This window comes from Serratia sp. OLAL2 (assembly GCF_002752475.1).
GTDB lineage: Bacteria > Pseudomonadota > Gammaproteobacteria > Enterobacterales > Enterobacteriaceae > Serratia > Serratia bockelmannii.
The window spans coordinates 175366-199171 of the sequence record NZ_MSTL01000019.1 but is presented as its reverse complement, the minus strand read 5'-3'; the positions used below and the strand labels follow the sequence as shown (position 1 = coordinate 199171).

The following is a 23806-nucleotide window of genomic DNA, read 5'->3' as shown; positions in this document are numbered from 1 at the left end:
AGGTATGGCGCCTGACGCCGGCTTATTTATAGCTAATGGCGAACTGTGCGGTGGCGATCACCGAACCGGCCGCCACGCCGGTGTCTTCCGCGTAGTAGCGGGCCACCAGGTTCTGCGAGGTGGAGGTGGCGTCTTTCGCCAGCGTCATCGCAGAGGTAGTGACGGTCGAACCGCTGGCGAACGACAGCGGCGTGGTGGCGTCGCTGTCCAGCAGTTGGATGGACACTTTGGCCGCATCGCCCGCGTTGCCCAGGTTGCCGTTGGTGGTTGGGTTGTTGCCCGCCAGCACGGTTTTGATCGCCGTATCGCTGGTTGCCGCTGCACAGCCCGTGACGTTAACGGTAAAGGTGGTGTCGCCGGCGGTGGCGCCTTTGGTGGCGAGCTGGCTGGCGGCGACGGTCGGCAGCAGAACAACCGGGTTGGATTGATTGCCGTTAATATTCACCGAGCAGGTTTGCGTGCTGACTTCGCCTTTAAATTGCACCGTATTGGACGAAGCGGCCGCACAGGCGCCGGAGAGAGCCAGCATGGATAATGCGACTAATTTAACATTCATGTGAAATGCCCTTTAATTTACTTTGGAGAAAAGCTTTCCTGGCAGTAATAAATTACTGTCGTACGGTTGTTGGTTAATCATGTTGCGCAATTGTTTTTTAAACGCGTCGGCAAACATGGATTTTCATCCTAGCAAACTAAGAATTTTCCCTATAGATGTTTTGAATAAGACAATAAGGCGAGGGTGTTGATTGTTACATTTTCTTTCATTTATGTTTATGTCCTGAGAAATAGAAAATAGATCTATATCATTACGTTGCGTTTTTATTGAGTTGTCAGTTTTTGTGAATGAAATAATTTGAAACATTCATGTCTTTTTTGCGTATTAATCAATGCACTGGCTGTTGCGTGATTATTTGAAAAACATGTTATCAAGATGTTTTATATCGGTGTGCTTTGCAGGCGAATTACCCCAAAAAAGAGCAGCGACAAGCCGCCTGAGGTGTGGAAGCATGTTTTCATGCTGATAAGGAGAATTAAAGTGAGAGTGATTTATATCGACGGTTCGTCGTTGTGCCGGTTAGGTATGAAAACATTATTGGGCGGTGGGGTGATAACCTTATCCTCTCCCAATATTAATATTATTAAAAATATAAGCCCGGCGCCTGATTTAATTATCATGGATTTTCCCCATGAAATTTATCGGTTCGAAGCGTATTTGCGATTTATTCACGCCTCACGTGCTGAATATGAAGGCGTCCGGATACTGTTCTTCGTCGATAAGACTTCGCCGCTGATCCTGGCATTTATCGCGGCGGCGCAGCCGGATGCGATTTTGCACAAACGGGAAGCGCTACAGGTGGTGCGAGAGACCTGCGCAACGCTGGCCCGCCAGGAGACGAGCGAACGGCACGTGGTGAACCGGCAGCGGGCGGCGGCGATCACGCCTGGCGAAGCGGCGGTGCTGTGTGAAACCGCCCGCACCGAAGATATCCGCCTGACCGCTCGGCGGCTTAACCTGCACCCGAAAACCGTTTATTCGCACCTCAATAACGCCGGCAAAAAGTTCGGCATCCGCAATCGGGTCGAACTACTGAAGATGATAGCGCTGTTGTAGCGCACCGTTAGCGGGTTTTGCCGACGGCCAGCCGCCATTGCGTCATTTCGTCGGCGCCCGGCCCGGCCGCCAGCGCCAGGTTTTGCGCCGGCAGCGATTCGCCGGTCACGGCATCCACCGCGCGCAGGGTGGCGGGGTGGCCGGTTACGCGGTCAACCACGCGCAGCGGCGGCCCGGCCAGCTCGGACAGATTCCATTTGTCGCCAATCTGAATCATCGCCATCACCAGCAGCCCGAGATCTTTTCCCTTTTCCGTCGGCAGATACTCATAACGAGCGGGGCGCGTTTGGTATTGCCGCTTTTCGATAAGGCCGTGGCTTTCCAGGGCCTTGAGCCGGTCGGCCAGCGTATTGTTGGTGATGCCGGTCGAGTGGCGCAGATCGTCATAGCGCGAGAGCCCCAGCAGCAGATCGCGCATGAGAATAGCGCCCCAGCGATCGCCCAATGCCGACAGCACGTGCGCCACCGAGCACGTCATGCCTTCAAACCCTTTTGCTTTCACGTTGCTTAACCTCCGCTTGCCGCCTGATTGCCGAGAATGCTATCGCCTCGGCTTGATAACTTCAATAATTGGAGTTATTACTCTTATTATTGGAGTTTATCATTAACAGCGGCTGATGGCCTGAGCGCCGGCCGGAAACCCTAGGAGACAACGCGATGCCACTGTGGCAGATTTACCACCCTGAGCCGGCCTTCAGCGCCGCCGATAAACGCGCGATTGCGCAGAAGGTCACTGCCCTGTATCAGGACTTTTTGCCGCGCTTTTACGTCAACGTGTTCTTCCACGCGCTGCCGCCAGGTTCGGCCTATCTCGGCGGCGAACCGGCCGATGATTTCGTGCGGGTGACCATCGATCATATCGCGCGCGCCATGGACAACGACGCAGAGCAGCAGCAATTCCTGGCGGCCTGCTCCCGCATCCTGCAACCCTACATCGCCGCCCGCGGGTTGCGCTGGGAACTGCACGTGGACGAAACGCCGTTCTCGCTGTGGACGATTGACGGATTAAAACCGCCGGCGCCGGGGACGGCGGCAGGCGAGAAGTGGCGCAGCGAGAATCGGCCTTCGGCGTGGGAGGGAAGTTGATGGGGGAGCGGCGGCGGCAAAACGCTTTTCGCCACCGTGAACCGTTATCAGCGCTTAACCTTTTCGCTTAAAGACCTTCTGCCGTAACCAGTGTTTGATCTGGCCCCAATACTCTTTGCCCAGCAGGGCGATGGCAATGACAAACAAGGTTTCACCGACCACAACAAGCGTAGAGACAACGACAATCTTGTAGGGGATGTCGAGGAACGGAATGACAGGGAAGGCAAGCCAATACAGCAGAACCACGAAAAGCATGGAAAACCCGGCTTTTTTCCTACCACTCAGATTCTTGCTGCGTGCCAGCAGGCTAGGCAACTTGCGCAGCCAGTTTTCAAGATCGTCAATCAGGGTATAAACGACAGGGATAACCAGCAGGCTCAGCACGGTGGATGTAATCAATCCTCCGATGACGGCCACCGCCATCGGGCTGCGGAAGCTGGGGTCGGCACTGCCGAAACCCAGAGCCACAGGCAACATGCCTGCCCCCATCGCTAACGTGGTCATGATGACGGGGCGGGAACGTTTGTGGCAGGCATCAATCAGCGCTTCCGTTCGGCTCATGGGTTTATTGAGCACTTCGCCATTCGGACCGATGTGGCCGCGACGTGACTCGATCGCATAATCGACCAGCAGTATCGAGTTTTTGGTCGCAATCCCCATCAACATGATTAACCCGATCAGGGATGACATCGAGAAAGACTGCCCCGCCAACAGTAACCCAACGAATGCGCCGCCCAATGACAGTGGGAGCGCGGCCAGGATGGTGATCGGTTGGAAGAAGTCTTTGAACAGCAGAACCAGCACGATATAGATGGCCAGGATCCCGGCGACCATAGCCGTGCCGAAACCGGCAAACAGTTCCTTCATCATTTCGTCATCACCCTGCACAACCTGGTGCACGCCGACCGGCAGATTCTGGATTGACGGCAGCTTCGCCACCTGAGCGGCCAGATCCCCGAGTTGGGTGTCCGACAGTTCTACGTCAAGGGTCACGCTGCGCGTGCGATTGATGCGACTGATCTGCGCCGGTCCACTGCCTTGCTCAATGTTAACGATCTGATTGAGCAGCACCGGGCCTCTGGCACCGGGTACGGTCAAACGTTCAAGTAATCCCATATCCTCACGGATGTCTTTTGACAGCTTGACGACGATCGGGATCTGGCGCTGCTCCACGTTGAATTTTGACAGGAACTGATCGTAGTCGCCTACGGTCGCAATACGCAAAGTATCGGCAATCGCGACGCCCGATACCCCAAGATCGGCCGCTTTGGCGAAATTGGGTTGCAGGAGGATTTCGCTGCGCGCCAGCCCGGCACTGGAGGTAATGTTACCGAGGCCGGGGAGCTGCCGCAGGTCACTTAATACTGAATCGGCCGCCTTAGCCAGCAGCTGAGGGTCATCACCGGCCAGCACCAATTGGTATTTTTCACCTGAGCCGCCAAACCCCACTTTGCTGCGCACCCCCGGAAGTGCTGCCATTGCCGTGCGTATCTCGCCTTCGATGACCTGCTTCTTCGGACGCGCTTGACGCGCATCTAACAACACCGTCAGCGTTGCCATGCGAACATCGGTTTTTCCGTCGGAAGCCATGACATCGCCGCCCGTTGCGCCGCCACCGATGGTGGTATAGATGTTGCGGATATGCGGGATGGGCGCCAGGCGATGCCGAGCGAGTTCTGCCATGGCCTGGGTTTGTTCCAGCGTGCTCCCTGGCGGCAGCTCCAACGTCACCTGCGTCTGGGAGTTGTCATCTGCAGGGAAGAAGCCCTGGGGCAGCAGAGGGATAAGCATCAGAGAGCCAATAAAGAACCCGCCGGCCAGCGCCAGGGTGAGCCCGCGGTGCCGCAGCGTCCACCGGCAGGCGCGCAGGTAGAGCGCCATCCAGACAGGATCGCGCTGAGGGCGCACATGCGGTTTCATCAGGTAGGCAGCCATCATTGGCGTCAGCAAGCGCGCCACAACCAGCGAGGCAAACACCGCCAGCGCCGCCGTCCATCCAAACTGCGTGAAGAATCTTCCGGCAACGCCGGACATGAAGGCCGTCGGCAGGAAAACGGCGATCAAGGCAAATGTCGTGGCGACGACGGCCAGGCCGATTTCCGATGCGGCATCCATCGCGGCCTGGTACGGCGGTTTACCCATGCCGATGTGGCGTTCGATGTTCTCCACTTCGACGATGGCATCATCCACCAACAGGCCAATCACCAGCGACAGCGCCAGCAGCGTGACGATACTGAGCGAAAAGCCCATCATGTCCATACCGATGAAGGCCGGTAAAATCGACAGGGGCAACGCCGCCGCCGAGATCAGCGTCGCCCGGATATCGCGCAGAAACATGAAGACCACCAGGATAGCGAGAATGGCGCCTTCATAGATCATGTGCATGGAGGCGTCGAACTCCTCTTGCACAGGCCGTACAAAGTCGAAGACCTGCGTGATGTGCAAATCAGGCCGCTCCGTGCGCAATTGCGCCAGAACTTTCTCCACCTTGTTGCCGACCTCGACTTCACCGGCGCCTTTGGCGCGCGTGATCTCAAAGCCCACTACCTTCTTGCCGTTGAGTAGCGCAAGTGAACTGCGTTCCGCAATGGTGTCTTTCAGCGTCGCCACGTCGTCCAGGCGAAAACGTTGCCCGCCGGGCAACGACAGTTCCACCGCGGCTAGTTCATCCACGTTCTTGACGCGGGCGACCAAACGCAGCGGCTGTTTTCCCCGCCCCAGATCGACTCGCCCGCCCGTCGCGTCCATCTGTACATCGCGCAACTGGCGGGAAACCTCGGCAGCGGTGGCGCCAATCGCCTCCAGTTTGACCGGATCGAGTTCGACTTGGATCTCGCGGTTCACGCCGCCCACACGGGTGACCGACCCTACGCCGGCGACGCCTCTCAGACGCCGCGACAGGGTATTGTCCACGAACCAGGACAGCTCATTCTCATCCATCTTGCTGGCGCTGATGGAAAAGGCCAGGATAGGTTTGCCCGTGATGTTGAGCTTGCGAACGATAGGATCACGTAAATCCGTCGGCAACTCGGTGCGAATGCTTTGCACGGCTGACCGGACTTCATCCACCGCTTCCTGAACGGGTTTTTCCAGACGAAACTCCGCTGAGATATCGACCAGCCCGTCCTGGATCGTGGTACGCAAGTTCTTCAATCCCTGCACCGAAGAGACGGTGTCCTCCAGCTTGCGCGCCACCTCCGTTTCGAGCTGGGGCGGCGCAGCGCCCGGAAGAGAAGCGGACACGGTCACCGTAGGCACATCCATGTCCGGGAAGCTCTGGATCTTCATCAATTTGAAAGAATAAAAGCCGGCAACGCTCAAGATGACAAAGAGCAAGATAGACGGAATGGGGTTGCGAATGGACCAGGTAGAGATATTCATGATGGGCCTCTTAGCGCGGTTCCGATGAATGGGAAGCATCGGTGGTGTTGGCCAATTGGACTTTATCGCCCTCATTGAGGAATACGCCGCCGCTGGCGACGATGCGTTCCGCGCCTTGAAGACCGGACAGGATCTCCTGCTGGTCATTCACCAGACGGCCTACCGCGACTTTAAGCGGATGTGCACGCATCTCGTCATCTACGGTGAACACCAGGTGAAAACCGTCGCGCGCCACGACGGCGGATTGCGGCACGGTCAGCCCTTGCCGATCGCCGACCGTAATCAGACCGCTGGCATACGTGCCGGGCCGAATCGGCGAGGCGTTCTTCGCTGTCGATGGAAGGATGTCCACATAGGCAATCCCACGGCGCGAGGTTGAATTGACGGTGGGGGCGGCCAGGCGTACGACGCCTTCCCAGGTGTTACCGCCAGGTGAAGCGATCTGCGCTTTTTGCCCCGGTTGGATTTGTTCCAGCTGCTGCGCCGACAATTCCGCTCGCCATTCAAATTTTCCCTGGCGGATCAGGCGGAACATTTCGGTGCTTTGCATAGGAACTGAACCGATCGTGGCCGAACGAGCTGAAATGATGCCGTCGTCGGGAGCGCGTAATATCGTCTGGTCCAGCCGCAACTGCTGAGCCGCCATACGCGCTTTCGCCGATTCCAGACGCGCCTGCGCCGTTTTTTCCTGGGTTAACAACTTTTGGATGTCCTGTTCGCTCAGGCTGCCGACGCCGCGCAACAACCGCGCTCGTTTTCCATCCGCTTGCGCATTCAACGCGACTGCTTTCGCTTCGTTGAGATCGGCTTTCGCCAGCAGCCAGTCATTCATCACGGAATCGCGTGTAAATTCCGCCAGAGGTTGGCCCTGGCGTACCATATCCCCCTCCTGCACCAACAGTTTTTGCACGCGCAGCCCATTGGCTTCGGGGCTGATGATCGCCTCTTGCCAGGCCGCAATTGAACCATTGGCCGTGACGGTGCGGGAAACGGACTGTATTGCCGGCGTTGTCAGGGCCACTGTCAGCGTCGGTTTATCTGACGGTGGGGCAACCTTGTCCGCCGGCGTATCGCAGGCCGATAAGGCGGCGGCAATCGGCATCGCCAGCACGGCTGCATGCAGGGTCCGCAAAGACCAAAAGCGGGGACGCGTGTTTTTAGCTATCAGTTGTGTCATCGGGAGAACCCATAAGGTGAATGATTTGTCGAACCTGTCGCCAGCGGCGCGGCGATGTATTGCTCTGTATTGAATTTCAAACGAATACGGCGCTGTCCTGCAGCGGTTCAGCCTGGCGTTGAAGCATTGCTCGCTCTGACGAAGTGAACAGACGCCGTATCCACTTCCGCACTGTCGATCGCACGCGGCTATGATGCTCATGCGGTTCAGCCTGCCAACCCGCCACACTTTCACCGGGATCGGTATCCACGCGCGATAGATCCAACGTCCAGGGAACCGAATGCTTGGTTGTGTGGCGGTTGATCCCGCTTCCATCGGCAGCGGTCTTGCCACGACCGGCGACTTCCTTCTGAGCAGATTGAGACGCCCGGCGAGGGGGCGTTTGTATCGCCCATTCGAAGGATTCAGGCAGTGGCGCGCTTTGGGTAGAGAACGCGTGTTGTCGCCGGCAGGTACGCGAGGCGTAATAGAGGGCCGCAGCCTCTGTCGCAACCAGTTTGCGGGCGTCATTCCATAACGCTTGAACGCACTCCAAATTTGCGCGCGCAACTGGCGTTTTTGCTGCGCGCTCATTCTCTACGTGACTGGGCTTGCCGGCCGGAGCGCGCAAGCGCCGGGCGCCGGGTTCATTTCGGGCGGGGGGCCATGCATTCCACACAGACACGTGCGCTGAGCCAGGCAGGGAGGCCGCCATGTTGTTGGAACATGCTGGGTTCCTGACAAACGGTCTGATGCAGGTGCGGTTGCGCACCCGCAGAGAATCAAAGACACGCTGAGAAACAGAGAAACGAATATGAGTCGGCGGAGCCTTGGATAGGCCCGTGTTCGCAGCATTTTTAGTTTTGAAACGGGTGGCATGATTTTTGTGTCTTTTTAATGCGTGAGTACGCACTCATTATATAATTAAAAAAAGAAGCTAGATGGCTGTATGAACGTCAGGAAGCTCAATGGCTCGCACCATGGCTTCATAACCTGCGCGTTTGTAAATATCCAGCAGGTGAGGTTTTTGAACGGCCATATCGATAACGCCATTGGCCATTACCGTGCAGATCATGCCCTGAAACTCGCTCGACAGCGGTAAATCCAGCCCCTGGACCAATGGAATACCCAGCTGGGAAATATCACCGAACCGCACGCTTCTCTCCATCTGTGCACTGGATAACTTGCCGGAAACCATCAATTTGTTCCCTGTCGCATACGCGGCGGGATTGGCGAGCGCCCAATCAATGTAGGCATTCCAGGCGACCTGCATTTGATCTTTACCCGGCAAAACGCCCTGTAAGCTTTGCGTCAGCAGGCACTCCATTTCATCAAGCAGGTAGTCGCAGACTGCGCTCAGCAGTACGTCCTTATTTTCAAAGTAGCGGAACAGCGTGCCCTCCGAGACGCCAGCCTTCCTGGCGATGGCCGATGTGGGCGCCGCTAATCCTTGTTCGGCAAAAATGTCGGTGGCGGCACGCAATAGCGCCTGCTGCTTTTCTTCACTGCGGGGACGGGCCACTTTGAGGTTCCTTTAATAAGTGAGTAAACACTCATTATAGAGGTGCAATGGAATATGACAAGCCTTTTCCTGTAGGACAAGGGATCAACACGAGAGCTTTTTTCGTGCAGCGATGCGGATAATGCCGTCATGAAGGGCGTAATAAAACGTACGGCGAAGATCGTTCAGTGGGAAAGAACCGGGAGGGTGTGACGGCGTCCAGGTTGCCAAAACGCAGGTCCTGGAGACAAAAAAATCCACGCCGAAGCGTGGATTTTTCCGTTTCCGGCAGCGGAGAAAAGCGCTGCGGAGAGAGGCCTAGACGTTGAACAAGAAGTTCATTACGTCGCCGTCTTTGACGATGTAGTCTTTACCTTCGGAGCGCATTTTGCCGGCTTCTTTGGCACCTTGCTCACCCTTGTAGGTGATGAAGTCGTCATAGGAGATGGTTTGGGCGCGGATAAAGCCTTTCTCGAAGTCGGTGTGGATCTTGCCGGCCGCCTGCGGGGCAGTGGCGCCTACCGGGATGGTCCAGGCGCGCACTTCTTTCACGCCGGCGGTGAAGTAGGTCTGCAGGTTCAGCAGTTCATAACCGGCGCGGATCACGCGGTTCAGACCCGGCTCTTCCAGGCCCAGTTCGGCCATGAACTCGTCGCGCTCTTCGTCTTCCAGCTCGGCGATGTCGGATTCCACGGCGGCGCACACGGCAACCACCACGGAGCCTTCGGCGTCGGCGATTTTACGCACGGTGTCCAGGTACGGGTTGTTCTCGAAGCCGTCTTCGTTGACGTTGGCGATGTACATGGTCGGCTTCAGGGTCAGGAAGCTCAGGTATTTGATCGCCGCCTTGTCTTCATCGGTCAAATCCAGCGCGCGCAGCATGCCGGCGTTTTCCAGGTGCGGCAGGCATTTCTCCAGCGCCGCCAGCTCGGCTTTGGCGTCTTTGTCGCCGCCTTTGGCTTTCTTCTGCACGCGGTGGATGGCGCGCTCGCAGGTGTCCAGGTCAGACAGCGCCAGTTCGGTGTTGATCACGTCGATGTCTTCGGCGGGATCGACCTTGTTGTTGACGTGAATGATGTTGTCGTTCTCGAAGCAGCGCACCACGTGGCCGATGGCTTCGGTTTCGCGGATGTTGGTCAGGAACTGGTTGCCCAGGCCTTCACCTTTGGACGCGCCTTTCACCAGGCCGGCGATGTCGACGAATTCCATGGTGGTCGGCAGAATGCGCTGCGGCTTGACGATCTCGGCCAGCTTATCCAGACGCGGATCGGGCATCGGCACCACACCGGTGTTCGGTTCAATGGTGCAGAACGGGAAGTTGGCTGCTTCAATGCCCGCTTTGGTCAACGCGTTGAACAGGGTGGATTTGCCTACGTTAGGCAGGCCGACGATACCGCATTTGAATCCCATGTTGTAATCACCTTAAATATCTTAACTATCAGTCAGTTATATTTAACCAACTGCATAAAGGGCAAAATAATGCCGCCATTATACACGTAATGGGCGTTTATCTCGATCAGACTTGCTTGGCTGGGGCGAGTGCAGCGCGGGCGACCGGTTTTTGATTGAGATTTGGATCACATTTACCCATACTGGCCGTTCCGATTAACCGACAGGAAACGCGCCGGATGTATTTCTTGCCTACGCCACCCTGAGCTGTGCCCGCCAGCAGTCTGCCGCCCCTTGCGGTACCCCATACCCGCTACGCGGGGAGATGATGTCATCTGTCATAAGTGAATAATGCATGTTTAACCTGAGTAACGTCAGGATCGCGGACGTTAAAAATGAAGTCCTGGCAGGCTTTGTGGTGGCGGTTTCGATGATCCCCGAGGCGGTCGGCTTTTCGCTGGTCGCCGGTCTTTCGCCGATCGTCGGTTTGCATACCGCGTTTATTATCGGCCTGGTCACGGCGCTGTTCGGCGGCAAGCCGGGCATGGTTTCCGGCGCCGCAGGTTCCATTGTGGTGGTGCTGATGAGCCTGGCGGCGCAGTACGGCATGGGTTACGTACTGTGGGCCACGCTGTTTGCCGGGGGGATTCAAATCCTGATCGGCGCCTTTCGGCTGGGCAAGTTCATTCGTCTGGTGCCGCTGCCGGCGATCCACGGCTTCGTCAACGGTCTGGCGATCGTCATCATGCTGGCGCAGTTGAAGATGATCGCCGGGCAGGGCCCGCTGATGTACGGCCTGGTGGCGCTGGCAATTGCGGTGGTGGTGCTGTTCCCGCGCCTGACCAAAGCCATTCCGTCTTCGCTGGCGGCGCTGCTGGTGGTCTCGGCGTTGGCGATCGGCCTCAATCTGCATACGCTGCGGGTGGGCGATCTGGCGGACATTTCCGGCGCGCTGCCGCACTTCAGCCTGCCGACGGCGCCGTTTACCCTGGAGATGGTGCGGGTGGTGCTACCCTATGCGGTAGTGATTGCCCTGGTCGGTTTGATTGAATCGCTGCTGACCATGACGGTGCTGGATGAAATGGGCGGCAAGAAGGGGAACGGCAACCGCGAGAGTATCGCGCAGGGCGCCGGTAACGCGGTGTGCGGCCTGTTCGGCTGCTTCGCCGGTTGTGCGATGATCGGCCAGTCGATCATCAACTTCACCTCGGGCGGGCGCGGGCGCATCTCCGGCACGGTGGGCGCTATCCTGCTGATTTTATTTGTGGTTAGCCTGTCGCGCTATATCGGCCTGCTGCCAGTGGCGGCGCTGGCCGGGGTGATGCTGGTGGTGTGTTACAACACTTTCGAGTGGAGTTCGCTGCGCCGTTTGCGCCGTATGCCGAAGGCGGACGCGCTGGTGATGATCGCCGTCACGTTGATCACCATCTTTACCGATCTGGCGGTGGCGGTGATCAGCGGGGTGATTATCTCGGCGCTGGTGTTCGCCTGGCAGCAGGCACGCATCCGCGTGCGCCAGCGGCAGGTGACGGGCGACGTGGCGGTGTATCGGCTCGATGGTCCGCTGTTCTTCGGCTCGGCCGCGGCTTTTGCCGAGCTGTTCGAGCCGCAAGGCGATCCGCAGAACGTGGTGCTGGACTTTGCTGGCACCCGGGTGATGGATTCCAGCGGCGTAGAGGCGATCGATAAGCTGACGGCGCGTTATCTGGCGGCGGGGAAAAGCATTCGTCTGCGCCACCTGAGCGGTGACTGCGTGCGCCTGCTCAAGCGCGCCGGGCCGTTCTGCAGCCATGAACTGGACGATCCGCAGTATTACGTTGCGGAGGAGGGGTTCGCCGCCGATGACCGCCGCGTGGGCGAGGAGACCTTCAACCCGCGCGGCTAAAAGCCGGCAGCGGGCAGGGCGCCCGCTGCGGTAAGGTTCAGGCCTGCGCCTTGAAGCTGTGCAGGCGCTGAACGGTTTTTTCCAGCCCGTCCTTCATCAGCATCTCGGTGCAGCGCAGCGACTCGTCGATCGCTTCGTCAATCATCTTCTGCTCGCTGGCCGGCGGCTTGCCGAGCACGAAGCCCACCACCTTGTTCTTGTCGCCCGGATGGCCGATGCCGATGCGCAGGCGGTAGAAGTTCGGGTTATTGCCGAACTTGTTCTGGATGTCTTTCAGGCCGTTGTGGCCGCCGTTGCCGCCGCCGAGCTTGATTTTTGCCACGCCGGGCGGCAGATCCAGCTCGTCGTGCGCCACCAGGATCTCGTTGGGTTCGATGCGGTAGAAATTGGCCATCGCCAGCACCGCTTTGCCGCTCAGGTTCATGAAGGTGGTCGGCACCAGCAGGCGCACGTCGTTGCCCGCCAGACTCAAACGGGCGGTGTAGCCGAAGAACTTGCTCTCTTCTTTCAACTGCTGATTGTGGCGCTGAGCCAGCAGATCGACGTACCAGGCGCCGGCGTTGTGGCGTGTCTGGGCGTATTCCGCGCCCGGGTTGGCCAGGCCGACTATCAATTTAATACTGCTCACTGGGAGATTCACTATGATCAGGGTAATGGAAAGGGCCTTAGTCTACCTGTCGGGGCGGTGAATGACAAAATCCGATCTCTGCCTTCGGCGTTGGTAAGAAAGACGAATGATTCATTAGCTGAATCATTCAATTTGTCTGCTAATTTTCAGTGGCGTGTTAAGAAGTGTCAATAATTCTTTACCATTTGTGATCGCCTCCGCAATCCCCTTGCCATAACAAGGACTATACTTAACTTATCAAAGTGGGTTAACAAGTTGCAGCGTTATCCCGGTTGGCACATGGTAATCATGGAGGTGGCATATGAAACGTAGAAGCGCGGACAGAATGGGCAACTTTTTTATGGGGCTGGGGCTGGTCGTGATGATCGGCGGCGTTGGATACTCCATTATTGCTGAAGTTTCCCAGTTCAATTTACCGCAATTTTTCGCCCACGGCGCCATCATGAGTATCTTCGTCGGCGCGCTGTTATGGCTGGTGGGCGCGCGTATAGGCGGCCGCGAGCAGGTGGCGGATCGCTACTGGTGGGTAAAACACTTTGATAAACGGTGCCGTAACGACCAACATCGTTCGTCGCATTGATTAAAAAATCAGAAGGGAAGCAAGAGCAGGGCAAGGGAATATCTGCCGTGCATTAAGGTCTGAGGTCATGTTGGACTACGAGTAGAAAACCCGTTGTTGCTCACGCACCAACGGGTTTTTCTTTTTCTGCTGTCGGGCTCGCTATCTTTCCGGCACGGTGGGCGCCGCACCGGAAAGACGACGAATCAATGCTCGAACATCGCAGAGATCGACTCTTCGTTGCTGATGCGGCGGATGGCTTCAGCCAGCATGCCGGACAAGGTCAGAGTGCGAACGTTTTTCAGTGCCTTGATTTCCGGCGACAGCGGAATGGTGTCGCAGACGATCACTTCATCAATCACCGAGTTCTTGATGTTGTCCACGGCGTTGCCGGAGAAGATCGGGTGCGTCGCGTAGGCGAATACGCGCTTGGCACCGCGTTCTTTCAACGCTTCAGCCGCTTTACACAAGGTACCGCCGGTGTCGATCATGTCGTCGACCAGCACGCAGTCGCGGCCTGCCACGTCACCGATGATGTGCATCACCTGAGAAACGTTCGCGCGCGGGCGGCGTTTGTCGATGATGGCCATGTCGGTGTCGTTCAGCAGTTTGGCGATGGCGCGAGCACGCACTACGCCGCCGATGTCCGGGGAAACCACGATCGGGTTTTCCAGGTTCTGCTGCAGCATGTCTTCCAGCAGGATCGGGCTGCCGAACACGTTGTCTACCGGTACGTCGAAGAAGCCTTGAATCTGCTCAGCATGCAGATCCACCGTCAGAACGCGGTCAACCCCTACGCTGGAGAGGAAATCGGCAACCACCTTGGCGGTGATGGGTACACGCGCGGAACGCACGCGGCGATCCTGGCGGGCATAGCCGAAGTAAGGGATAACGGCGGTAATACGACCTGCGGAGGCGCGACGCAGGGCGTCGACCATCACAACCAGTTCCATCAGGTTGTCGTTGGTCGGGGCACAGGTGGACTGGATGATGAAAATATCACCGCCGCGTACATTTTCGTTGATTTGCACGCTCACTTCGCCGTCGCTAAAACGACCTACAGCGGCGTCACCAAGGCTGGTGTACAAACGGTTGGCAATACGTTGTGCTAGTTCCGGGGTGGCGTTACCAGCAAAAAGCTTCATATCAGGCACGAGAAGAACCTCAGGCTTGCGTCCAGAGAAGATATTGTCATACGACATCGCCAAGGGGCAGTTGGCGACGCCGGCGCAATATACATACGGGTATGTAAAACTAAAATTGAGACCGCAGGCAGCGCAGGGATAACAGGGCCAGGTGTGCATGACCCTGCGCAGCGAAACGTTGAGCTACGACTCAAACCGCCCGGAACGAATGCGATGTAGTGGGGAGACGTTAACGCCGCGCGCTACAAAACCACACAACCACTCCGGGGCTTGATTTAACACCTGACGGGCGGCGATTTCTGTGTCGAATTCAGCAAACACACAAGCACCTGTGCCAGTCAGGCGTGACGGGGCGTATTCTAACAGCCATGAAAGAAGCTGTTCAACCTCGCGAAAACGTTTTCTTGCGATCGGTTCGCAATCATTTGCGTACGGCGCCTGCAACAGCTCACTTAAGGAGCGAACCGGGGTGTTTCTTTTTAATTCGGGGTCGCCGAAGATAACCGGCGTCGGGATGCCGACGCCAGGATGCGCCACCAGATACCATTTTTCCTGCGGCTCGGCCGGCTGCAGGCGCTCGCCGATGCCTTCGGCGAAGGCGGCGTGGCCGCGCACGAACACCGGCACGTCGGCGCCGAGGCTGAGCCCCAGCGCTGCCAGTTGGTCGTCGCCAAGACCGCAGCGCCACAGTTCGTTCAGCGCCACCAGCACGGTGGCGGCGTTGGAGGAACCGCCGCCCAAACCGCCGCCCATCGGCAGGCGCTTGTCGATGCTGATGTCGGCGCCGCGCGGCGCGGTTTGCAGGCCGCGTTCATCGCAATAGCGCTGCAGCAGGCGGGCGGCGCGCACGATCAGGTTCTGCTCGTCTGGAACGCCGTCGACCGGCGTCAGCAGATGAATGCGGTCGTCCTGGCGAGGGTCGATGGTCAGGGTATCGCCGTAGTCCAGAAACTGGAACAGCGTCTGCAGCAGGTGATAGCCGTCTTCACGACGGCCGGTGATGTACAAAAACAGGTTGAGTTTCGCGGGGGAGGGCCACTGGCGGATCATTTGAGCGTCCAGTTATCCATCTTCAGCTTGATGCGCTGGTCGCCCTGCTGCAGCTCCAGGCGGTTCGGCAGCGTCGGCTGCACCTCGTTGCTGTAGCCCTGGTAATCCACTTTCCAGGTCTGGCCGCCTTGCTGGTAGGTCAGCTTGCTCAGGCGATATTGGTCATCCAGCGCAAAATCGCTGGCTTCGCCCGGCAGGCCGACCATCCACTGACGCAGGTTGTTCAGCGGGATCGCCATGCCGGTCAGCTTGCGGATCATCTCTTCCGGGTTGTCGCTGACGTAGCGTTTGCCCTGGTTGTCGGTCAGCTGCACCACGTTTTTCTGCACGTTGAGGTCCATTTCCGTACTGCCCAGCGGGTTGGTCAGCAGCAGGCGGTAGCGCTCCGGCGAGAACTGCTGCCAGAAGAAGCGGGCGTAGACTTTTTTCTGATCAGACAAGTAGGCGAAGGAGCCGCGGGTCTGATAGGTGCTGAGCTGTTGCACTGCCTGCTCATGGGCGCGCCACTGCGGTGAAGTCGGGCTGGTGGCCGGGCCGGTCGGCTTGGTGGTGGTACAGGCGGCCAGCACCAGGCTGGCCAGCGGGATCAGACGGAGCAAACTAACTTTGCGTATTGGCATAACTTTCTCTTGTCCTTTTGTCCTTGCGGGCATGCGCGACGAAACCCGGATTCAGCGCTCACGCTAACGGGGCGGCGGCGGCGCGTCAATTTTTTGCTGCATCGCGTTGAATCTTTCCGCTTTTGCCGGCGCAATGCCAACCCGTTACGCGCGTCGGGGTCGCCATTAAGCGTAACACAATCGCCTAAAGGCGGGGAGGCGCGCCCGATAAGCGGTGCCGGAGTTGCGCAAACGCCGCCGTTGCGCACGCCGAATAGCGTGCGCGTTATCGCAAACTGCGCTAAAATTTAAGCAATCAACCTAGCCTATGACTATTTATCCCGCTGTATTTATTGCTTATTCATTAATTGATGTCGTCTATGACAGCGATTGAACGGAAGATGCGGTTGTTACTTTTATTGATCCCGCGCATCAAGTAGAATGCCGTTCAACGAGAACCCGTACCAAGATAAGTATTACTCGAAGCAATGACCCTGCTGGCGTTAGGTATAAATCACAAAACCGCTCCGGTTTCTCTGCGTGAAAGGGTGACCTTCTCGCCAGAGTCCATCGATGAGGCGCTAACCAGCTTGCTCCAACAACCGTTGGTGCAGGGCGGCGTCGTGTTGTCCACCTGCAACCGCACCGAGCTGTACCTCAGCGTAGAGCAACAGGAACACATGCACGAGCAGCTGGTCGCCTGGCTGTGCGCGTACCACAACCTGCGCCCGGAAGAGGTGAAGAAAAGCCTGTACTGGCATCAGGGCAACGACGCGGTCAGCCATCTGATGCGGGTGGCCAGCGGGTTGGACTCACTGGTATTGGGCGAACCGCAGATCCTCGGCCAGGTGAAAAAGGCCTTCGCCGAGTCGCAACGCGGCCAGTCGCTGTCCGGCGAGCTGGAGCGTCTGTTCCAGAAATCCTTCTCCGTCGCCAAGCGCGTGCGCACCGAAACCGAAATCGGCGCCAGCGCGGTCTCCGTAGCGTTTGCTGCCTGTACCCTAGCACGGCAGATCTTCGAATCGCTGGCCGATCTCAACGTCTTGCTGGTGGGCGCCGGTGAAACCATCGAGCTGGTGGCGCGCCACCTGCGCGAACACAAAGTGCGGCACATGATCATCGCCAACCGCACCCGCGAGCGCGCGCAGCTGCTGGCGGACGAGGTGGGCGCAGAAGTGATCACCCTGCCGGAGATCGACGAACGCCTGGCGGACGCCGACATCATCATCAGCTCCACCGCCAGCCCGCTGCCGATCATCGGTAAGGGGATGGTGGAGCGCGCGCTGAAGGCGCGCCGCAACCAGCCGATGCTGCTGGTGGATATCGCCGTACCGCGCGATATCGAGCCGGAAGTCGGCAAACTGGCCAACGCCTATCTGTACAGCGTGGACGATCTGCACGCCATCATTCAAAGCAACCTGGCGCAGCGCAAAGCGGCGGCGGTGCAGGCGGAGTCGATCGTGCAGCAGGAAAGCATCAACTTCATGGCCTGGCTGCGTTCGCAGGGCGCGGTGGAAACCATCCGCGACTACCGTTCGCAGGCTGACCAAATTCGCGCGGAAATGGAGGCCAAAGCGCTGGCCGCCATCGCGCAGGGCGCCAACGTGGAGCAGGTTATTCACGAGCTGGCCCATAAGCTGACCAACCGTCTTATTCATGCCCCTACCAAATCCCTCCAGCAGGCCGCCGGCGACGGCGACGTGGAGCGGTTGCAGTTATTACGCGACAGCCTCGGGCTGGATCAGCATTAGTTTTCTCTATTAACAGGGTTTATTACCACGCATGAAGCCTTCTATTGTTGCCAAACTGGAAGCGTTACAAGAGCGCCATGAAGAAGTGCAGGCGCTGCTCGGCGATGCCGGCGTCATCGCCGAGCAAGACCGGTTCCGCGCGCTGTCGCGAGAATACGCGCAGCTGACCGACGTCAGCCGCTGCTTCCTGGAATGGCGTCAGGTGCAGGAGGATCTGGAGACGGCGGAAATGATGCTGGACGATCCGGAAATGCGCGAGATGGCGCAGGAAGAGCTGAAACAGGCGCGGGCGACCAGTGAAGCGCTGGAGCAGCAGCTGCAGGTGTTGCTGCTGCCGAAAGATCCGGATGACGAGCGCAGCTGCTTCCTCGAAGTGCGCGCCGGCACCGGCGGCGATGAGGCGGCGATCTTTGCCGGCGATCTGTTCCGCATGTACAGCCGCTATGCGGAAAGCCGCCGCTGGCGTGTCGAGGTGATGAGCGCCAACGAAGGCGAACACGGCGGTTTCAAAGAAGTGATTGCCAAAGTTTCCGGCGACGGCGTGTACGGTCAGCTGAAGTTTGAATCCGGCGGGCACCGCGTGCAGCGCGTGCCGGAAACCGAATCCCAGGGGCGCATCCACACCTCCGCCTGTACCGTGGCGGTGATGCCGGAAGTGCCGGAAGCCGAGTTGCCGGACATCAACCCGGGCGATCTGAAAATCGACACCTTCCGCTCCTCCGGCGCCGGTGGCCAGCACGTTAACACCACCGACTCGGCGATCCGCATCACCCACCTGCCGACCGGCATCGTGGTGGAGTGCCAGGACGAACGTTCGCAGCACAAAAACAAAGCCAAGGCGATGTCGGTGCTGGGCGCGCGCATTCGCGCCGCCGAGATGGCCAAGCGCCAGCAGGCCGAGGCGTCCACTCGCCGCAACCTGCTGGGCAGCGGCGATCGTTCCGACCGCAACCGCACCTACAACTTCCCGCAGGGGCGGGTAACCGACCACCGCATCAACCTGACGCTCTACCGTCTGGACGAAGTGATGGAAGGCAAACTGGATATGCTGATCCAGCCGATCGTGCAGGAGTATCAGGCCGATCAGCTGGCTGCGCTGTCCGCCGAGCAAGAGTGATGGATTATCAATACTGGCTGAAAGCCGCCGCCGCGCGTTTGACCCACAGCGACAGCGCCCGGCGCGACGCGGAAATCCTGTTGGGTTTCGTGACCGGCAAGGCCAGAACCTTCCTGATGGCGTTCGGGGAAACCCTGCTGACGCCGCCGCAGCAACAGCAGCTGGAGACGCTGCTGGCGCGCCGCGAACGCGGTGAGCCGGTGGCCTATCTGGTGGGCGAGCGCGAGTTTTGGTCGCTGCCGCTGTCGGTCTCGCCGGCGACGCTGATCCCACGCCCTGATACCGAATGCCTGGTGGAACTGGCGCTGACGCGCCTGCCGCCGCAACCCTGCCATTTCCTCGATCTTGGCACCGGCACCGGCGCCATCGCGCTGGCGCTGGCCAGTGAGCGCCCGGATTGTTCGGCTATCGGCATCGATGTGCAGCCGGAGGCGGTTGCGCTGGCGCAGCACAATGCGCACAAGCTGAAGATCGACAACGTCCGATTTCTACAGGGCAGCTGGTTTGCGCCGGTGGCGGGGCAACGCTTCGCGCTGATCGCCAGCAATCCGCCCTATATCGACGCCGCCGATCCGCATTTGTCGCAGGGCGACGTGCGCTTTGAACCCGGTAGCGCGCTGGTTGCCGCCGAGCACGGGCTGGCGGATCTGGCCGCCATCGTGCGCCAGGCGCCGCATTATTTGCAGCCGCAGGGCTGGCTGCTGTTGGAACATGGTTGGCAGCAGGGCGAGAGCGTGCGCGCGCTGCTGCAGGCCGCCGGATTTTCCGCTGTCGCCACCCACCGTGATTACGGCGACAACGACCGCGTGACGCTCGGCCAATGGCCGGGATAAGCGCCACTCATAATAACGACGCCCGGGCCATTTAAGGGAGCATCATGACTGCATACACCGCGTTGAAACATTTCCATTTGCTGACGGTCGCCATCAGTATTACCTTGTTTGTGCTGCGTTTCTTTTGGCAGTGGCGCCGCTCGCCGATCATGGGGCGCCGCTGGGTCAAGGTAGCGCCGCACCTGAACGACACGCTGCTGTTCGTCAGCGGCATCGCGCTGGTGGTGACGTTCGGGTTTTATCCGCTGCTGGGTATGGACTCATGGCTGACCGAGAAGCTGTTTGGCGTTATTATCTATATCCTGCTTGGCTACGTCGCATTGGGCAAGAAGACCAAAAGTCAGCGGCTGCGAACCGTGGCGTTCGTGCTGGCGTTGGGCTGTCTGTATCTGATAATTAAACTTGCCACGACGAAAATACCGTTTCTGATGGGATACCTATGAGTAGCATTGCTGATTTTGAATTTAACACCTCGCCGCTGAGCGAAGGGGTGATCCTGGTGTCGCAGTCGGTGCGGCGCGATTTTCCCGCTGCCGACGTGGAGCGCAAGCTGCAACAGCTGGTGGATGAAGCGCGTGCGGCGGTGCCGGTCGATATCACTCAGGAGCAGCAACTGGATGCGCTCATCGAACTGTTCTACAAAACCTGGGGATTCGGCGGCGCCAGCGGCGTTTACCGCCTGTCGGACGCCATCTGGCTGGACAAGGTGCTGGAAGGGCGGCAGGGCACGCCGGTCTCGCTAGGCACCATTTTCCTGCACATCGCCAACGCGCTGGATCTGCCGCTGTTGCCGGTGATTTTCCCCACTCAGCTGATCCTGCGCGCCGATTGGCTGGACGAAGAGCTGTGGCTGATCAACCCGCTGAACGGCGAAACCCTGAGCGAGCACCAGCTGGAAGTGTGGATCAAGGGCAACCTGGGGCTGGGTGCCGAACTGGAAGACGACGACCTCGACGAGTCGGAGAACATCATGGTGGTGCGCAAGATGTTGGATACGCTGAAGGCCGCCCTGATGGAAGAAAAGCAGCTGGAAATGGCGCTGCGCACCAGCGAAACGGTGCTGTGCTTCGATCCGGAAGATCCTTACGAGATCCGCGACCGCGGGCTGATTTATGCCCAGCTGGAGTGCAACCACATCGCGATTTCCGATCTCAACTATTTTGTCGAGCAGTGTCCTGAAGACCCGGTCAGCGAAGTGATCAAAGTACAGATCCACTCGATTGAGCCGAAACAGGTGACGCTGCATTAATTCAATGACTCCGTGCAGTTTGCAAGGCGACGGTTACAACCTTAACAAAGGCGAAAGCATGAAACAGAAAGTGGTTAGCATTGGCGACATCGACGTAGCAAACGACCTGCCGTTTGTGCTGTTTGGCGGTATGAACGTGCTGGAATCGCGCGATCTGGCGATGAGCATCTGCGAGCACTACGTCACCGTGACGCAAAAACTGGGCATTCCTTACGTATTCAAAGCCTCTTTCGACAAAGCCAACCGTTCTTCCATCCACTCGTACCGCGGTCCGGGCCTGGAAGAAGGGATGAAGATCTTCGAAGAGCTGAAGAAAACCTTCGGCGTGAAAATCATCACCGACGTGCATGAAGTGGCGCAGGCGCAGCCGGTTTCTGAAGTGGTTGACGTGATCCAACTGCCGGCCTTCCTGGCGCGTCAGACCGATCTGGTGGAAGCGATGGCGAAAACCGGCGCGGTGATCAACGTCAAGAAGCCACAGTTCGTCAGCCCGGGGCAGATGGGCAACATCGTCGACAAATTCAAAGAAGGCGGCAACGACCAGGTGATCCTGTGCGATCGCGGCAGCAACTTTGGTTATGACAACCTGGTGGTCGACATGCTGGGCATCAACGTGATGAAGAACGTGACCGGCGGCCATCCGGTGATCTTCGACGTGACCCACGCGCTGCAGACCCGCGATCCGTTCGGCGCCGCGTCCGGCGGCCGCCGCGCTCAGGTGGCCGAGTTGGCGCGCGCCGGCATGGCGGTTGGCCTGGCCGGCCTGTTCCTCGAAGCGCACCCGGATCCGAACAACGCCAAGTGCGACGGTCCTTCCGCGCTGCCGTTGGACAAACTGGAGCCGTTCCTGGCGCAGATGAAAGCCATCGACGACCTGGTGAAGAGCTTCCCGGAGCTGGATACCAGCAACTAAGCGCTCGTCGCCATAAAAAAAGCCCGACTCGTCGGGCTTTTTTACGTTTAGGCGCCGGTGGCCGCCAGCGCTTCCGGCAGGGTCGGATAGAACTGCAAGCGGCCCTCGATCGGCTGCACCCGCGCACGCGCCAGGGTTTTCAGCGGCTGGAACGGCACGTCGGTGATCACCAGTTTCTTGTCCGCCGGCAACACGTCGATAAAGCGTCGCAGGGCGCTCAGACCGCCGGCGTCGAGTACCGGCACCGCATCCCATTGCAGCACGATCGTGCGATAACTTTCGCTGCGCGTCAGCAGTTCGGTAAAGATGCGCTCGGCGGCGGCGAAGAACAGCGGGCCATTCACTCGCAGCACCAGGCGGCCGTCATCGGCGCTCAGTTCGCTTAGCCGCGTCATGCGGGCGATGCGGCGCATAAACAGCAGCGACGCCAACACGATGCCCACGGTAATGGCGATCACCATGTCGAACAGCACCGTCAGCGACATGCACAGCAGCAGTACCAGAATGTCGTCCTTCGGCGCCCGGCGCAGCAGGTAAACCACCTTGTGGGCCTCGCTCATGTTCCAGGCGACCATCAACAGCAGCGCCGCCATCGCCGCCAGCGGCAGATAAGAGAGCCACGGCGCCAGCACCAGCAGCGCCAACAGCACCAGCAGCGCGTGGATGATGGCGGATACCGGTGAGGTGGCACCGGCGCGCACGTTGGCCGCTGAACGGGCAATTGCGGCGGTCGCGGTGATGCCGCCGAAGAACGGCGCGATGATGTTGCCCGCGCCTTGGCCGATCAATTCGCTGTTCGAGTTATGCTTCTTACCGGTCATGCCGTCGAGCACCACTGCGCACAGCAGCGACTCGATCGCGCCGAGCATTGCCATCGAAAATGCCGCCGGCAACAGGGCGGAAACGGTTTGCCAGCTCAGGGTGAACGGCTGCCCGCCGCCGCCCGGCAGATCCCAGGGCAGCAGCAGCTGCGGCAGGATCGGCGGAATGCCCTGGCCGCTGCTGCCATCGGCCAGCAGGTAGCTGAAGCGGGAACCGATGGTCGCCACCGGGTGGTCAAACAGCGTCAGCAGCCCCATCAGCGCGGTGCCCGCCAGCAGCGCCGGCAGGTGGCCGGGCACCCGCAGGCCGAGCTTGGGCCAGAAGATCAGGATCAGCAGCGTCACGGCGCCGATCAGGGTATCGCCGAGATCCAGCGTTGGCAGCGCCTGCAGCAGGGCGTACAGCTTGCCAACGTAATTTTCCGGCGTGTGCGCCAGCTGCAGGCCGAAAAAGTCCTTGATCTGCATGGTGGCGATGGTGATGGCAATGCCGGAGGTAAAGCCCAGCGTCACCGGCAGCGGAATGTATTCGATCAGCCGGCCAAAGCGCGCCAGCCCCATCAGCAGCAGAAATACCCCGGAGATCAGCGTGGCGACCAGCAAGCCGGCCAGGCCAAACTGCTGCGAGACCGGATAGAGGATCACCACGAAGGCGGCGGTGGGGCCGGAGACGCTGTAGCGCGAACCGCCGCTGACGGCGATGACGATGCCGGCGATGGCGGCGGTATACAGGCCGTACTGCGGCGGCACGCCGCTGGCGATCGCCAGCGCCATCGCCAGCGGAATGGCGATAATACCGACCGTCACCCCGGCGATGGCGTCTTTCAGCAACCGCGCCAGGCTATAAGGTTCCCGCCAGCAGGCATCTATCAGCGCGCTGAAGGGGCGAATTTTGTTTATTTCATGCGTTTTCATCTACGGTGCGTACCAAATCTTCAAAAGTGAAAGGAATGGCGGGCCCGATGAGGTCCGTCTTGTCACGTGACAGATACCATACGCCTTTTGTTCAGCGGATTACCAGACCTGCGTCAATTTGGCACAGGAAATCAGAGAGTCGTCGTTTTATCCGGCGCTAAATGCCGTTAAGAGGTAAGTAAGCCGCAGATTCTGCGGCTGAAAAAGAAAGGAATA

The 23806-nt window shown here is 58.9% G+C and carries 21 protein-coding genes; 10 read left to right on the top strand and 11 right to left on the bottom strand.

The annotated features are described in order from the left end of the window. Positions 1-22 precede the first annotated feature (22 nt). Complete coding sequence (locus BVU99_RS18290; protein ID WP_033633310.1) at positions 23-556, bottom strand: fimbrial protein; 534 nt, start codon at positions 554-556, stop codon at positions 23-25. 375 nt (positions 557-931) lie between these two features. On the opposite strand from BVU99_RS18290, the gene BVU99_RS18285 reads away from it, so the two are divergent. Then, entirely contained in the window at positions 932-1612 is a 681-nt protein-coding gene (locus tag BVU99_RS18285) for a LuxR C-terminal-related transcriptional regulator (RefSeq protein WP_244590510.1), read from the top strand. Between the two features lie 7 nt (positions 1613-1619). Here the strand turns inward: BVU99_RS18285 and BVU99_RS18280 are convergent, their stop codons facing one another. Beyond that, positions 1620-2114: a helix-turn-helix domain-containing protein gene (locus tag BVU99_RS18280; RefSeq protein ID WP_025302484.1), complete on the bottom strand. Its 495-nt coding sequence runs from the start codon at positions 2112-2114 to the stop codon at positions 1620-1622. 155 nt (positions 2115-2269) lie between these two features. Between BVU99_RS18280 and BVU99_RS18275 the strand changes: the two genes are divergently transcribed. Further along, positions 2270-2698, top strand: coding sequence for a tautomerase family protein (locus BVU99_RS18275; RefSeq protein ID WP_099817294.1), 429 nt, complete (start codon positions 2270-2272; stop codon positions 2696-2698). A gap of 54 nt (positions 2699-2752) precedes the next feature. Here BVU99_RS18275 and BVU99_RS18270 read toward each other — a convergent pair whose 3' ends face one another. The 4 genes from BVU99_RS18270 to ychF form a co-directional block, all read right to left on the bottom strand. Further along, positions 2753-6079, bottom strand: a complete 3327-nt coding sequence (locus tag BVU99_RS18270; RefSeq protein ID WP_025302486.1) for an efflux RND transporter permease subunit — start codon at positions 6077-6079, stop codon at positions 2753-2755. A gap of 10 nt (positions 6080-6089) precedes the next feature. Further along, on the bottom strand, positions 6090-7256 hold the full coding sequence (locus BVU99_RS18265; protein ID WP_227255571.1) for an efflux RND transporter periplasmic adaptor subunit: 1167 nt from the start codon (positions 7254-7256) through the stop codon (positions 6090-6092). Between the two features lie 916 nt (positions 7257-8172). Continuing rightward, on the bottom strand, positions 8173-8757 hold the full coding sequence (locus BVU99_RS18260; protein WP_049204148.1) for a TetR/AcrR family transcriptional regulator: 585 nt from the start codon (positions 8755-8757) through the stop codon (positions 8173-8175). Positions 8758-9054: 297 nt separating this feature from the next. Then, a complete protein-coding gene (gene ychF / locus BVU99_RS18255) occupies positions 9055-10146 on the bottom strand; it encodes a redox-regulated ATPase YchF (RefSeq protein ID WP_025302489.1) in 1092 nt (363 codons plus the stop codon). A gap of 334 nt (positions 10147-10480) precedes the next feature. On the opposite strand from ychF, the gene BVU99_RS18250 reads away from it, so the two are divergent. Beyond that, positions 10481-12010, top strand: coding sequence for a SulP family inorganic anion transporter (locus tag BVU99_RS18250; protein ID WP_025302490.1), 1530 nt, complete (start codon positions 10481-10483; stop codon positions 12008-12010). A gap of 37 nt (positions 12011-12047) precedes the next feature. Here the strand turns inward: BVU99_RS18250 and pth are convergent, their stop codons facing one another. Beyond that, positions 12048-12638, bottom strand: coding sequence for an aminoacyl-tRNA hydrolase (pth, locus tag BVU99_RS18245; protein WP_099817293.1), 591 nt, complete (start codon positions 12636-12638; stop codon positions 12048-12050). Between the two features lie 301 nt (positions 12639-12939). Here pth and ychH point away from each other — a divergent pair, with 301 nt between their 5' ends. Then, positions 12940-13218, top strand: a complete 279-nt coding sequence (gene ychH / locus BVU99_RS18240; RefSeq protein ID WP_025302491.1) for a stress-induced protein YchH — start codon at positions 12940-12942, stop codon at positions 13216-13218. Positions 13219-13403: 185 nt separating this feature from the next. Here ychH and prs read toward each other — a convergent pair whose 3' ends face one another. The 3 genes from prs to lolB all read right to left on the bottom strand — a co-directional run bounded on the left by prs (position 13404) and on the right by lolB (position 16012). Then, positions 13404-14351, bottom strand: coding sequence for a ribose-phosphate diphosphokinase (gene prs / locus BVU99_RS18235; RefSeq protein WP_004941061.1), 948 nt, complete (start codon positions 14349-14351; stop codon positions 13404-13406). 174 nt (positions 14352-14525) lie between these two features. Beyond that, on the bottom strand, positions 14526-15392 hold the full coding sequence (gene ispE / locus BVU99_RS18230) for a 4-(cytidine 5'-diphospho)-2-C-methyl-D-erythritol kinase (protein WP_049207164.1): 867 nt from the start codon (positions 15390-15392) through the stop codon (positions 14526-14528). Then, positions 15389-16012, bottom strand: coding sequence for a lipoprotein insertase outer membrane protein LolB (gene lolB, locus BVU99_RS18225; protein WP_049207163.1), 624 nt, complete (start codon positions 16010-16012; stop codon positions 15389-15391). The genes ispE and lolB overlap by 4 nt, the downstream gene beginning before the upstream one ends. Before the next feature lie 467 nt (positions 16013-16479). Here lolB and hemA point away from each other — a divergent pair, with 467 nt between their 5' ends. From hemA to kdsA, 6 genes are read left to right on the top strand one after another with little or no spacing between them, the layout of a single operon-like run. After that, the gene (hemA, locus tag BVU99_RS18220) at positions 16480-17742 is read left to right on the top strand and encodes a glutamyl-tRNA reductase (protein ID WP_025302494.1); all 1263 of its coding nucleotides are present in this window, start codon (positions 16480-16482) and stop codon (positions 17740-17742) included. 31 nt (positions 17743-17773) lie between these two features. Then, positions 17774-18859: a peptide chain release factor 1 gene (gene prfA / locus BVU99_RS18215; RefSeq protein ID WP_016928099.1), complete on the top strand. Its 1086-nt coding sequence runs from the start codon at positions 17774-17776 to the stop codon at positions 18857-18859. Next, on the top strand, positions 18859-19692 hold the full coding sequence (prmC, locus tag BVU99_RS18210) for a peptide chain release factor N(5)-glutamine methyltransferase (protein WP_043141530.1): 834 nt from the start codon (positions 18859-18861) through the stop codon (positions 19690-19692). The genes prfA and prmC overlap by 1 nt, the downstream gene beginning before the upstream one ends. 41 nt (positions 19693-19733) lie before the next feature. Continuing rightward, positions 19734-20135, top strand: coding sequence for a SirB2 family protein (locus BVU99_RS18205; protein ID WP_170310367.1), 402 nt, complete (start codon positions 19734-19736; stop codon positions 20133-20135). Next, on the top strand, positions 20132-20941 hold the full coding sequence (gene sirB1, locus BVU99_RS18200) for an invasion regulator SirB1 (RefSeq protein WP_016928096.1): 810 nt from the start codon (positions 20132-20134) through the stop codon (positions 20939-20941). The genes BVU99_RS18205 and sirB1 overlap by 4 nt, the downstream gene beginning before the upstream one ends. A 58-nt stretch (positions 20942-20999) precedes the next feature. Continuing rightward, a complete protein-coding gene (kdsA, locus tag BVU99_RS18195) occupies positions 21000-21854 on the top strand; it encodes a 3-deoxy-8-phosphooctulonate synthase (RefSeq protein ID WP_025302497.1) in 855 nt (284 codons plus the stop codon). Between the two features lie 47 nt (positions 21855-21901). Here the strand turns inward: kdsA and dauA are convergent, their stop codons facing one another. After that, positions 21902-23590, bottom strand: a complete 1689-nt coding sequence (gene dauA / locus BVU99_RS18190) for a C4-dicarboxylic acid transporter DauA (protein ID WP_043141525.1) — start codon at positions 23588-23590, stop codon at positions 21902-21904. Positions 23591-23806: the final 216 nt, after the last annotated feature.